Origin of the sequence: Bacteroides sp. AF34-31BH, from assembly GCF_003602795.1 — a bacterium.
GTDB classification, from domain to species: domain Bacteria; phylum Bacteroidota; class Bacteroidia; order Bacteroidales; family Bacteroidaceae; genus Bacteroides; species Bacteroides uniformis.
In genome coordinates this window covers 78,194-91,227 of the sequence record NZ_QTLV01000012.1, presented here as the reverse complement: position 1 = coordinate 91,227, position 13,034 = coordinate 78,194, and the positions used below count along the sequence as shown (strand labels likewise).

General features: G+C 51.8%; 7 protein-coding genes. 2 read left to right on the top strand and 5 right to left on the bottom strand.

What is annotated here, in order from left to right:
• Positions 1-10 precede the first annotated feature (10 nt).
• Positions 11-3,055 (top strand): glycoside hydrolase family 3 N-terminal domain-containing protein, encoded by a 3,045-nt coding sequence (locus tag DWZ67_RS16180; RefSeq protein ID WP_005825051.1) that lies wholly within the window; start codon positions 11-13, stop codon positions 3,053-3,055.
• A 107-nt stretch (positions 3,056-3,162) separates the two neighbouring features.
• Here the strand turns inward: DWZ67_RS16180 and DWZ67_RS16175 are convergent, their stop codons facing one another.
• The 5 genes from DWZ67_RS16175 to DWZ67_RS16155 all read right to left on the bottom strand — a co-directional run bounded on the left by DWZ67_RS16175 (position 3,163) and on the right by DWZ67_RS16155 (position 10,277).
• A complete protein-coding gene (locus tag DWZ67_RS16175; RefSeq protein ID WP_005834794.1) occupies positions 3,163-3,792 on the bottom strand; it encodes an outer membrane beta-barrel protein in 630 nt (209 codons plus the stop codon).
• Positions 3,793-3,915: 123 nt separating this feature from the next.
• Positions 3,916-4,554 (bottom strand): DUF4136 domain-containing protein, encoded by a 639-nt coding sequence (locus tag DWZ67_RS16170; protein ID WP_005834796.1) that lies wholly within the window; start codon positions 4,552-4,554, stop codon positions 3,916-3,918.
• Between the two features lie 191 nt (positions 4,555-4,745).
• On the bottom strand, positions 4,746-6,761 hold the full coding sequence (locus tag DWZ67_RS16165; protein ID WP_117749637.1) for a glycoside hydrolase family 97 protein: 2,016 nt from the start codon (positions 6,759-6,761) through the stop codon (positions 4,746-4,748).
• Between the two features lie 6 nt (positions 6,762-6,767).
• Positions 6,768-7,772, bottom strand: coding sequence for an aldo/keto reductase (locus tag DWZ67_RS16160; RefSeq protein ID WP_057256137.1), 1,005 nt, complete (start codon positions 7,770-7,772; stop codon positions 6,768-6,770).
• Positions 7,773-7,790: 18 nt separating this feature from the next.
• Complete coding sequence (locus tag DWZ67_RS16155; protein WP_005834800.1) at positions 7,791-10,277, bottom strand: GH36-type glycosyl hydrolase domain-containing protein; 2,487 nt, start codon at positions 10,275-10,277, stop codon at positions 7,791-7,793.
• Positions 10,278-10,499: 222 nt separating this feature from the next.
• On the opposite strand from DWZ67_RS16155, the gene galA reads away from it, so the two are divergent.
• The gene (gene galA / locus DWZ67_RS16150) at positions 10,500-12,944 is read left to right on the top strand and encodes a beta-galactosidase GalA (protein ID WP_120139303.1); all 2,445 of its coding nucleotides are present in this window, start codon (positions 10,500-10,502) and stop codon (positions 12,942-12,944) included.
• Positions 12,945-13,034 lie beyond the last annotated feature (90 nt).

The following is a 13,034-nucleotide window of genomic DNA, read 5'->3' as shown; positions in this document are numbered from 1 at the left end:
TCTATAAGGAATGAAGAGAATATACCTGCTTGCCTATATCACTATATTGTGTTGTCTTTGTCCGCTTCTGAAAGCGCAGCTTGGCCCGATGCCGTTTACTCCGGTGCCGCCGAACGACCCTTCGCTTGTACGTCTCTTGAACAGTGACGTGCGGTGCAGGCAGTGGGTGGATTCCGTCATGCAGCGTCTGACTCTGAAAGAACGCATCGGACAACTGTTCATCTATACGATTGCCCCCCAGCAGGACAAGGCCAACAAGGAACTGCTGCGTAAGGTGGTGGAGGACTATAAGGTAGGCGGTCTGTTATTTTCCGGCGGATTGATGCAGAACCAGGTGATGTTGACCAATGAGGCGCAGCGGATGGCAGAAGTTCCGCTGATGATTACCTTTGACGGTGAATGGGGGCTGGCTATGCGCCTTCGCGGTACTCCGAACTTTCCGCGAAACATGGTGCTGGGCTGCATACAGAACGATACACTGATTTATGAATATGGGCGCGAGGTGGCCCGCCAATGCCGTGAACTGGGGGTGCAAGTGAATTTTGCTCCCGTAGCGGATGTGAATATCAATCCCAAGAATCCGGTTATCAATACCCGTTCCTTCGGTGAAAGTCCGTTCAATGTGGCGAACAAGGTTGTTGCCTACTCCAAAGGGTTGGAGGATGGTGGTGTACTTTCTGTCAGCAAGCACTTTCCGGGGCATGGGGATACGGATGTTGATTCTCATAAGGCGTTGCCCGTGCTGCCTTTTACCCGTGCCCGTCTGGACAGTATAGAGCTTTATCCTTTCAGAAAAGCCATTCGTGCCGGATTGGGAGGAATGATGGTGGGGCACTTGGAGGTGCCTACCATAGAGCCGCAAAAGGGGCTCCCGTCTTCGCTTTCGCGTAAGGTAGTTTCCGGTCTGTTGGTGAATGACCTCGGCTTTCAGGGGCTTGTCTTTACGGATGCCCTTGCCATGAAAGGGGTATCGGGCAATGAAAGCATCTGTTTGCAGGCGCTGAAAGCCGGCAATGATTTGCTGCTTGTCCCCCGGCGTATTAAGGAAGAAGTGGAGGCTGTGCTTGCCGCTGTGAAAAAAGGGGAGCTGACAGAGAAAGAGATAGAGGCGAAATGCCGTAAAGTACTGAAATATAAATATGCCCTTGGGTTGGAAAAGAAACCCCATGTACAGCTTTCAGGTTTGGGGACCCGCATCAATACTCCGAAAACGCGTGATTTGATGCGCCGGCTGAACTTGGCGGCCATCACTGTGCTGGATAACCGGGACGAGGTACTTCCGCTGGACCCTTCCATCGGTGAAGTTGCCGTGCTCAATGTGGGAGAAGCGCAGGAAATCCAGCCGTTCCTCAAGGAACTGTCGCAGTATACCCGTCCTGTGGAGTTCCGTTTGGGCAAGAATCTGCCGGAGGCTGACGGGAACCGTTTGAGAAATGCGCTGGCCAAGTACAAACGTATTCTGGTCTGTGTCACCGAACACCGTTTGACGCCCTATCAGAATTTCTTTGCAAAGTTCGCTCCTGACGTACCGGTGGTTTATCTGTTCTTTATTCCTGGCAAGCAGGTATTGCAGATAAAACAAGGGGACGCTGCTGCTGAAGCGGTGATTTTGGCACACTCCTCCAACGAGGAGGTACAGCGGCAGGTTGCCCGGATTGTTTATGGCAGCGCTTGTTCAGAGGGACGCTTGTCTGCCAGTATCGGTAGTCGGTTTGCTGCCGGTGCGGGAGTGACGCTGACTCCTCAAAGCGCCCCCCGCTTTGTACCCGAAGAGCATGGTATGAATTCCCGTCTGCTGGCTGAAATAGACAAGATAGCTGAAGAAGGCATTCGTGAAGGGGCTTACCCCGGCTGCCAGGTGGTGGTGCTGAAGGATGGTAGGGAGATGTATAATAAAGCTTTCGGTACCCACGTCTGGAACGAGGCCGGAAGCAAGGCGCTTCCCGTAAAGAAGACGGATGTATACGACATCGCTTCGCTGACAAAGACCACAGCCACGCTGCTTGCTGTGATGAAGTTGTACGATGGCGGACGCCTCAATCTTACAGACCGGGTGTCGGATTATCTGCCTTTCCTACAGGATACGGACAAGAAGAATATTACGGTACGCGAACTGCTGATGCATGAATCCGGTCTACCTTCTACCTTGCTATTCTATCAGGAAGCGATTGATGAAGAGAGCTACACCGGCACTTTGTTCAAGGCACGTCCCGATGCCCGGCATTCCGCACGCATCGGACGGCAGACTTGGGCGAACCCTAAGTTCCGCTTCCGTCAGGGACTGACGTCGAAGGTGCAGACACCGGAATATACGATGCAAGTGTCCGACAGCCTTTGGCTGAACCGTTCTTTCAAGCAGGAGTACTTGCAGAAGATTGTGGATACTCCGCTTAGAGATAAACGTTACCGTTATAGTTGTGTGGGCTTTATCTTGTTGCAGCAGTTGGTCGAGGCGCGCACCGGCATGTCTATGGACGAATATTTGGCCAAGGAATTCTATACTCCGATGGGATTGGAGCGTACGGGGTATCTTCCTCTGCGCTTCTTGAAGAAGGAAGATATTGTACCTTCATCAACAGATCCTTTCTTGCGTAAGACTACCTTGCAAGGATTTGTACATGATGAATCCGCAGCTTTTCAGGGTGGCGTTTCCGGTAATGCCGGGCTGTTCTCCACTGCCGAAGAAGTAGCAAAAGTCTATCAGATGTTGCTGAATGGGGGTGAACTGGACGGTAAACGCTATTTGAGCAAGGAGACCTGCAGGGTATTTACTACCACTGTCTCAAGGATAAGCCGCCGGGGGCTGGGATTTGATAAGCCCGACCGGCATAATCCCCAGAAGAGTCCCTGCGCAGAGTCTGCCCCTGCTTCTGTCTATGGTCATACCGGTTTCACGGGTACTTGCGCCTGGACAGACCCGGAGAACGGCTTGGTTTATGTCTTTTTGAGCAACCGCACCTATCCGGATGTGTGGAATAACAAGTTGATGAGGCTGGATATAAGGACGAGGATTCAGGAAGCTGTATATAAGGCGATGCTGGGAGGAAAAAAATAACTGGTAGAATTAAAAAGAGCCTCCCTTGCTCACGCAGGAAAGGCTCTTTTCTTCTTCAATTTTGAAACAATTAAATTCTATCTGTTAAGCTTTAAGTGTGTGTCTTATCAGAACGCAATACCTACGCGCAGACCGAAATTGCTCAAACCGTCTACGCTGTACGTAAAGAGGTCACCTTTGTTCGTACCGTAGCTGTAATAGGCTGCGAAATGCAAGCCCGGTCCATAAGCCCAAGGATACACATTGAAACCAATTTCAGGAGATACATAGAAACCCCATGTATCTTTGTTGGCTTCGAATACGTTGAAAGTTGACTTCAACTGTGCATATTCAGCACCCAGTTTTACACCGGCATACGGCTGGAATGCACCTCCACGGTTCCATACATAGCGGGAGGCCAGACCGAAAGGCAACTGGAATGCAGTGTGCTGCTGGTCGGTATTCAGACTGCCGCCTTCGCCTACGGGAAGTGTCTGGCGACCGAAATACTCATGGTTGCTATGGTAGTTCAAGAAAGCTCCCAATGCAAAATTGTCTGTCAGGAAGTAACCGCCTTCAAAATTCATACCCCAGCCGCTTGATTTGTCGGCGAAGTTGTTGCTGAGGGGAAAGTTATATTGCCAGTCGATATTGGCATAACCGTTATCGGTCATCTGTGCCTTCGTCGGTAGGGCGAAGACGAGAGCAAGAGCGGCAACCGCAAATACTCTCAAGGAAAGATATTTTATTGTTTTCATATTTTGTTCTTGTTTTTTGGTTCAATGGCAACTTCCCAGTCCGGAAAGGATGCTGCCGTATTATTCTTGTTACCTTAATATTGGGTAACCCGTCATTTGTCACTTATAGCTCGTAGCTTGTCACTACTTGTTAGTCAGGTAAGTTGATTGAGTGAAAGCTTGGTTCACACCTTGCACGGCAAGTTTGGTATTGACAGAAGTAGAACCACTCAGCAAGCCGCTCATATAGCTGGTCCACAGAACAGGAAGTTTCTCGCTCTGGCCTTGCGGCGCCTCCAGATTCAACAATTCGCTGATAAAGGAACCGGTACTGTAGGAATAGTTCACGGCATAGGGATAATACCATCCGCCCCAGTTGCCCCAGTAAGGAGCATCCCAGTAGCCTGGATAGTTCCACCACCATTCGGGACGTCCGTAGTCGGTGAAGTAATAGGTACTTCTGACATAGCTTACCTGCAAGCCAAGGTCGGCTTCTTCCCGGTCATCCACACGGATGTAGCCGCGGCTGTTCATGTTAGCAACATAAGCGCTGAGAATTTCCTGGGCATTCTCATCTTTCCAGTATTCGGCGTTTTCCTTATCACCGATGACCAGAATGCTGTCCGGCAAGTAATAAGTTTCGAAGGTTTTGAAATCCGCCTTCTTGTCATAGTTGGTATAAACCAGATAATTATTGTCCAGCTTATCCATGTCAGGGTCTTTTTCGCAAGATGCAAGCGTCACTGCAAAGACCGCTAATAATAGGGGAATAAATTTCTTCATACTTTTATAATTGTTTAGGTTTAATATAAATTCCTGCCCTATGGTACCTTAGGCTTTTGTGAGAAAAAACAAGATAGGATATAAAAGGTTCACGTAGAGGTATGTTAAAAGTGATAAAGGAATAGGGTGACAGCACTTTTAACGTAACTGTCACCCTATTGCACTTATCATGTCATTACTTTATCACCCTATCATCTTTTCCATATCCGTGCTGTCCATCCTCCTCCGGGTGCCATGTGTATGTTCAGCTTGTCTCCCGAGGTCACGGTGCGTACTTCTTTCTTGTAGTCGGTTGCTTCCCGGTCGGCATTGATGCCGTCGGAAAAGATTTCGGCTTCGTAACTTCCTTCTCCGAGGAAGGAAAGGTCGATGGTACAGTCGCGTGGTGTCCAGTCGGTCATGGAGGCGATGTACCAGACGTCTCCCTTGCGGCGTGCCAGTGTAAGGTATTCGCCTACTTCACCGTCCAGTGCCACGGTCTCGTCGAAAACGGTAGGCACTTTGGCAATGAAGTCCGTGCATTCCTGCTCCTTCATATATTTGCTGGGGCTGTCGGCAAGCATTTGCAGCGGGGCTTCGAAGAGGGTGTACATCGCCATCTGGTGGACGCGCGTACCCTGGCTCATCGGATGGTCGTTGACGGCACGGAAGGTTTCGCGGGTTGCGTTCATTGTGGCTCCCGGTGTGTAGTCCATCGGGCCTATAAGCATACGCAGGTAGGGAGCAGTCACGTCATAGCGTGGGAAGTTGTGGAGGGGGGCTCCGTTCACTATCGGTTCCCATTTGGCGTTCTCCAATCCCTTTACACCTTCAAAGTTCAGGACGTTGGGATAGGTGCGCTGTATACCGTATGGCTTGAGGCCATGCAGGTCCAATACCAGGCGGTGCTCGGCGGCGCAGGCTACAATACGTTCTACAGACTGTACCAGTGGCTGGTCGTCACGGTCGAAGAAGTCTATCTTGAAGCCTTTGATACCCATCTGTGCATAGTGGCTGAATGCAGCTTCCGTATCTTTGGCAGAGTTTCGCCAGCTTGCCCAGAGAATGATGCCGACGCCCTTCTGGTTTCCGTAGGCTACCAGTTCCTTTAAGTCGATATCCGGATTCAGGTCTTTCAATAAGGATTCGTTTCCGCTCCAGCCGTCATCGATGATGATATATTCCAGGTTGTTGTCGGCGGCAAAGTCGATGAATGCCTTATAAGTCGGGGTGTTCATGCCGGCTTTGAAGTCTACGCCAGTCAAGTTGCAGGTGTTCCACCAGTCCCAAGCCACTTTGCCGGGTTTAATCCAGGAAATGTCTTTGATGCGGCAGGCGGGGGCAAGACGCTGTGCCATGTCATTGTCGGCAAGCTGCGTGTCCTTTTCGGTGACGAGCACCACACGCCAGGGGAGCTCCTGCTTGGCACAACGGGCGATGTAGTCTGCACGTTTTGTCGGTATCAGGTTCAGCCGGTTGTGTCCGCCGATTGTTTCTTCCAGCGGATAGGGGGCAAATGCTGCCTGCACTCCTTGACGTGTCTGGGGATTTGCAGTGAGGAACATGCCGGGATAGTTTTCCAATCCGGCTTCCATGATAACGGCTTTCTTTCCTCCGTCCAGGCAAACCATCAGTGGGGTGATGGAGAGTGAGTCGGTGTGCATTTTGGACAACGGGGCTTCGTCGTAGTAAGACTCGAAAGAGAAGCAATAGCGCTCACCGTTGCGGTTGTCGTTTATGTAAGGTACAAATGCCTGGTAATCCTTGTCGAAATTGAAGTCCGCAGTTTCGTTGAGGACGATAAACGGCTTGTTCTGTTCGGAAATGAAGCGGTAGGCAGCGCCGTCATCGTATGCGCGGAACTGTACGCTGTAGCCTCCGCGGCATTTCAGTGTCAGCTGGTTGTAGACATCCTTCACACTTGCTTTTTTATAGAGGGGAGTGGGGAAGGAGGACTCCACGGACTTGCGTTCTGCACGGATTACTTTTACATTTTTACCGAAAGTTATTGCTTTCTTGGCTGATTTTTCATCTCTGCCTTGCAGGGCGATGGCAGAGGGTTGCAGCACCGTGGTTCCGTCGTGTGCTATCTGCCAGGTGAGGGCTTCTCCGGCATCTACCGTAACGGATAGTTTTCCGTTGGGTGATGCAAGTTGGTATTGCTGTGCACGGACCGTGCCCAAGCAAAGGAATAATAAACAAAAGGTTTGAATAAGGAGGCTTTTCATGTTGATTTATTTTTGAATGATTTTCTTTATCTTCTCCAGTTCCTCGGCAGAGAAGTCTGTATTTTCAGTCGCTTTCAAGTTATCTGCCAGTTGGGCAACGGAGCTCGCTCCGATGATGACGCTTGTCACCAGGTCGTCCTTCAACAGCCAGGCAAGTGACATCTCGGCAAGGGTTTGCCCGCGTGAGGCAGCAACTTCGTTGAGTGCCTTGATTTTTTGCAGCGTCTCGTCGGTCAGTGCTTCTTTCTTCAGGAAAGCCCCCTTTGCCATGCGCGAATCTTCGGGAATACCATTCAGGTAGCGGTTGGTCAGCAGGCCCTGCGCCAGCGGGGAGAAGGCGATGAAGCCGGTTCCGTTCCCTTTGGCTTGCTGCAGGATACCTTCTTCTTCCGGTTCGCGGTTGAAGAGATTGTATCTGCCTTGATAGAGCAGGCAGTGTACATCCCGTTCTTCCAGGTATTTGTAGGCAAACTCGGCCGCCTCTTTGGGATATTTGGAGATTCCTACATAGAGTGCTTTGCCTTGCCGTACGATATCAACCAGTGCTTGCAGGGTCTCTTCAAGCGGAGTATCCGGGTCGTAGCGGTGGGAGTAGAAGATGTCCACATACTCCAGGTTCATCCGTTTCAGACTTTGGTTGAGGCTGCTCATCAGGTACTTGCGTGAGCCCCACTCCCCGTAGGGGCCGGGCCACATGTCGTGTCCGGCCTTGGTGGAGATGAACAGTTCGTCCCGATAGGGCATGAAGGATTTCTTCATAATCATTCCGAAAGTCTCTTCGGCGGAACCGTAGGAAGGACCGTAATTGTTGGCGAGGTCGAAATGCGTGATTCCACGGTCGAAGGCATAGTGCGCCATGGCCTGGGAATTGGCAAATGTGTTCATGTCGCCGAAGTTGTGCCACAATCCGAGTGATATTTCCGGCAGCAGGATGCCGCTTTGCCCGCAACGGCGGAATTTCATGCCGTTGTCATAGCGTTCGGGCGCTGGAGAATAAATAGGGTTTATCATGATATTGTATTTTGTGGGTTATCCCATTATTACTTCTACTGTATGCGTGCCCGGCAGATGGTTCACCACATTGCCTTCTATCGGCTGGCCGTCTACTGTGACGGACTTGATGCCTTTGCACACACCATCGGGATTCTTCACGGTAATATGATATTCTGCCCCGCGGAACCTACGCTTCACGTTGAAGCCTTTCCAGCCTGCCGGGATACAAGGATTGATTTCCAGACCTTCATACGAAGGCTTGATGCCGAGTATGAATTGCGTGATGGCATACCACATCCAGGCAGCCGTTCCAGTCAGCCAGCTGTTCTTGCCTTCACCAGGGCGGGCGGCGTCCTTGCCGGCCACCATCTGGCAGCATACGTAAGGTTCTACTTTATGCAGGGCACTGTGCTCTTCGGTGTACGACGGGCATATCTTGCGGAAATACTCCCAGGAACGGTCACCCCGTCCCAGTACGGTTTCTCCGATGATGACCCACGGGTTGTTGTGGCAGAAGATACCTGCGTTCTCCTTGTAGCCGGCGGGATAGGTGGAGATTTCTCCATACTCCACAACATAGCGGGTGAAGGGTGGATTGTTGAGTACAATACCGTGCTCGCAGTCCAGGCGTTCCTTTACGGAGTCCAGCGCTTTTTTTACCATGCCTTCTTCCAGTCCGATGCCTGCCATGGTGCACCAGCCTTGCGATTCGATGAAGATTTGTCCTTCTTCGTTCTCTTTGGAGCCTACCTTGTGGCCGAAGTAATCGTAGGCGCGCAGATACCAGTCTCCGTCCCAGCCGTGTTTTTTTACGGCTTCCACCATATTGTCTATGTAGGTTTGCGCTCTGTTTGCTTCGTCGTCTTTACCCAGGCGGCGGCACAGCTCCACGTAGTCGCGTCCGCATACCACGAACAAGCCGGCAATCATCAGCGATTCTGCCTGGCTGCCTTCCGTCTGGTTTTCCGTGGTCTGGAAGGATTCATTCGGATCCCAGGAGAAGCAGTTCAGGTTCAGGCAGTCGTTCCAGTCGGCACGGCCGATGAGGGGCAACATGTGGGGGCCGAGGTTCTCGATGACGTGGTTGAAGGAGACGCGCAGGTGCTCGAACAGAGACACTTCCGAACCTTCTTTGTTGTCGAAGGGGACGGGCTCATCCAGGATACTGAAGTCTCCCGATTCCTTGATGTATGCCACCGTACCGAAGATAAGCCACATGGGGTCATCGTTGAAGCCGCCGCCGATGTCGTTGTTGCCGCGTTTGGTCAGCGGTTGGTATTGGTGGTAGCATCCTCCGTCGGGGAATTGGGTAGAAGCTATGTCGATGATTCGTTCGCGGGCTCGTTCCGGTATCTGATGCACGAAGCCCACGAGGTCCTGGTTGGAGTCGCGGAAACCCATTCCACGACCGATGCCGCTCTCGAAGAAAGAGGCGGAACGGGACATGTTGAAGGTAATCATGCACTGATACTGGTTCCAGATGTTCACCATGCGGTCCAGTTTTTCTTCGTCGGTCTTCACGACGTAGATGTCCAGCAGGCGGTCCCAGTAGGCTTTCAGTTCGGCAAAGGCAGCATCTACTTTGGCGGTAGTGTCGAAGGCCGAAATCATCGCCTTAGCCTTTACCTTATTTATAATAGGTGAAGAGGGTACACTCTGCTTGAACGCTTCATGCAGAGATTCTTCACGTTCCTCGAACTTTGCCTCCTGCTTGTTTTCCACATAGCCCAGCAGGAAGATGAAGTCGCGGCTTTCGCCGGGTTGCAGTTCTACTTCCAGATAGTGCGAGGCGATGGGACTCCAACCGTGGGCAATGCTGTTGCCCGGTCTGCCTTCTACTACCCGTTCCGGGTCGGCAAACTCGTTGTAGAGTCCCACGAATGTTTCGCGGTCGGTATCGAAACCGTCTACGGGTGTATTGACACTGTAGAAGGCGTAGTGATTGCGGCGTTCCTTGTATTCCGTCTTGTGGTAGATGACAGACCCGTCCACTTCCACCTCTCCCGTGGAGAAGTTACGCTGGAAGTTCTCCATGTCCGTAGCGGCATTCCACAAGCACCATTCGGCAAAGGAGAATAGTTTGAGTTTTCTCACTTTGGCAGAAGTATTCCGCAAGGTCAGCTTCTGCACCTCTCCCCAGGTCTTCAGTGGGACGAAGAAGAGCAGGCTGGCTTCGATGCCGTCTTTGGATCCGGTGATGCGGGTGTAGCTCATGCCGTGGCGACACTCGTAACTGTCGAGTGCAGTCTTGCAGGGCTTCCAGGTGGGAGACCATACGTTGCCGCCTTCATTGATGTAGAAGTAGCGTCCCCCGTTGTCCATCGGCACGTTGTTGTAGCGGTAGCGGGTGATGCGGCGGAACTTGGCGTCCTTGTAGAAGGAATAGCCTCCGGCAGTATTGGAGATGAGTGAGAAGAAATCTTCATTGCCCAGGTAGTTAATCCATGGCCAAGGTGTCTTGGGGTCGGTAATGACGTATTCGCGGTTGTCGTCATCGAAATATCCGAATCTTTTGTCTTGCATATTATTTCTTGTATTTAGTTTGATACATTCTTCATTAGTTGTGCCATCCGGCCATTTTCCCGGAAGCACGCTTCAAATTTAAAAACTTTTCTCCTATCACCCTTGTTTGCCCGGCGTGTTTTTTCCCCTCGGAAACATGAAGTACCGGAAAATGATACAAAAGTATCACCGCACGAATCTTTTTCGCTCTATCTTTGTAAACACATTTTATGATTAACCGATATGAAACACTTATTCGCATTTCTGTTCCTTCTTGGAATTACCTTTTCTCTTTCTGCCCAATCCGTCCGCGAACGTATTTTGCTGGACGACGGCTGGCAGTTTGCTTTTGGCAATGCTTCCTCACCGGAGAAAGACTTCTGCTGCGGAACGGAGTACTTCAACTATCTGACCAAGGCAGCCTCTATCCATAACGAGGGTCCTTACTCCCCCAAGTTCAATCCGGAGAAGTGGGGCGTGGACTGGAAGACGGTCAACCTTCCGCATGACTGGGTGGTTGATTTGCCTTATGCCAAAGAGGCGAGCCACAGTCATGGTTATAAAGCCGTCGGCTATAAATTCCCCGAAAACTCTGTGGGATGGTATCGGAAAAGTATCACTGTTCCGCAAGAGGACCTCGGCAAGCATCTTTATCTTCAGTTCGACGGTATCTTCCGTGATGCCCGTATCTGGATAAACGGTTTCTACCTGGGACACGAACCCAGCGGCTATGCCACGCAGGTATACGACATTACGGAATACCTGAATTACGGAGAAGAGAATCTTATCTGCGTCCGTGCGGATGCCACGCTCGAGGAGGGCTGGTTTTACGAGGGTGCGGGCATCTACCGCCATGTATGGCTGAACAAGACGGCGCCGTTGCATGTAGCTCCTTTCGGCGTATTTGTATCTTCCACGCTGGAAGCTCCTTTCGACAAGGCTGTGCTGGTGACCGAAGTGCAGATGAAGAATTCGGGAAAAGACCCCGTCTCCGGCAAAGTATGGTGCCGTCTGCTTGATGCCGACGGACAAGTGCAGATGGAGGACGAGGCGGAAGAGATAACCCTGCTGCCGCAAGAAACGCGTAGCGTAAAGGTGCGTACCAAAGTGCTGAATCCCCAGCTATGGAGTACAGAACATCCTTACCTTTATAAAATGGAAACCAGCGTCTGGCAAAACGGTAGGCAGGTGGACGTGGTGGCCACCCCGATTGGTATTCGCGACATCCGCTTCGATGCCGACAAGGGCTTCCTCCTGAACGGACAGCCTCTGAAACTGAAAGGTGTGAACATGCACCAAGACCACCCCGGAGTAGGTGCCGGCATTCCCGATGCCCTGCAAGTGTACCGACTGAAGGAACTGAAGAAGTTCGGCTGCAATGCCTGCCGTTCTTCCCATAACCCGATGACTCCCGAAATGCTCGATGCCTGCGACAGCCTCGGCATTCTTGTGATAGAGGAAAACCGTCTGACGGGCGTCAACGAGGAACATACCCGCCTGCTGAAACGTATGATAGACCGCGACCGCAACCATCCGTGCATCATCCTTTGGAGCGTAGGCAACGAGGAGTGGGGCATCGAGTGGAAAGAAAGCGGTACACGCATTGCTGCCACGATGCGCGAATATTGCCACCGTTTCGACCCTACGCGCCTCATGACCGTTGCTTCGAGCAGTGGCCCTGCCATCTTGATTCCCGCAGACGTGGCCGGTTATAACTACATCCTTCAGAACCCTGTGGAGCAGCACCGCAAGGATTATCCCGGTCGCCGGGCGCTCGGTTCGGAAGAGACCACGGGCTGTGGTACGCGCGGCATCTACTTTGATGCCCACGGCAAAGGCCACATGGTGGCGCACAACCGTAAACCGAACGGGCCTGACAGCCTGCTGAACTGCATCGAGCGTGGCTGGAAATTCTATGACGAACGCCCCTATCTGGCAGGTCTTTTCTATTGGACGGGTTTCGACTACCGCGGCGAGCCCAACCCCATGAAGTTCCCGGCTACGGGCTCACAATTCGGCATTCTGGACTACTGTGGCTTCCCCAAGGACGAAGCCTGGTATCTGAAGTCCTGGTGGACGAATGAGCCGGTGCTGCACATCCTTCCTCACTGGAATCTGCAAGGTCACGAAGGTGATAGCATCGACATTTGGGTATACAGCAACTGCGATGAAGTGGAACTGACTGTGAACGGCAAGAAACTGGATCGCAAACCGATGCCCCGAAACGGCCATCTTTCCTGGAAAGCCGTTTTCCAGCCCGGTGCAGTGAAGGCTGTAGGCTATAAGAACGGCAAAAAAATATTGGCCCGTACTGTGGAGACTACCGGTGCTCCTGCCCGTATCTCCCTGACGGCAGACCGTCCCGTCATTCAGGCAGACAATCGGGATGTGGCAGTGTGTAATATTGAGTTGCAGGACAAAAAGAAACGTTTTGTCCCCACTGCCTGCAACGACTTGACGATAACCGTTTCCGGTCCGGTACGCATCCTTGGGGTGGGGAATGGAGACCCCGCTTATCAGGCTACGGAACGTCCGGCCGACGCCGATGCCCGCACCTATCAGGTAAAGGCATTCAACGGACTTGCACAGGTGCTGTTGCAAAGTACCGGCGAAGCGGGAGAAGCCACACTGACGGTCGTTTCGGAAAACCTGCCGGAAACTTCCTGTGTCTTGAAGTTGCAGAAGTAAGCGGCTTATCATTTATATCATCCGGCGAAGCGGAGACCTTTCTCTTGTCTATGGGGCAAGAGAGGGATCTCCGCTTCTTTCTTCCTCAAA

Bases quoted from the DNA above. Each gene is read 5' to 3' on its own strand.
- DWZ67_RS16170 (WP_005834796.1), bottom strand. From the start codon at position 4,554: ATGAAGAAATTTATTCCCCTATTATTAGCGGTCTTTGCAGTGACGCTT.
- DWZ67_RS16175 (WP_005834794.1), bottom strand. From the start codon at position 3,792: ATGAAAACAATAAAATATCTTTCCTTGAGAGTATTTGCGGTTGCCGCT.
- DWZ67_RS16165 (WP_117749637.1), bottom strand. From the start codon at position 6,761: ATGAAAAGCCTCCTTATTCAAACCTTTTGTTTATTATTCCTTTGCTTG.
- DWZ67_RS16180 (WP_005825051.1), top strand. From the start codon at position 11: ATGAAGAGAATATACCTGCTTGCCTATATCACTATATTGTGTTGTCTT.
- galA (WP_120139303.1), top strand. From the start codon at position 10,500: ATGAAACACTTATTCGCATTTCTGTTCCTTCTTGGAATTACCTTTTCT.
- DWZ67_RS16155 (WP_005834800.1), bottom strand. From the start codon at position 10,277: ATGCAAGACAAAAGATTCGGATATTTCGATGACGACAACCGCGAATAC.
- DWZ67_RS16160 (WP_057256137.1), bottom strand. From the start codon at position 7,772: ATGATAAACCCTATTTATTCTCCAGCGCCCGAACGCTATGACAACGGC.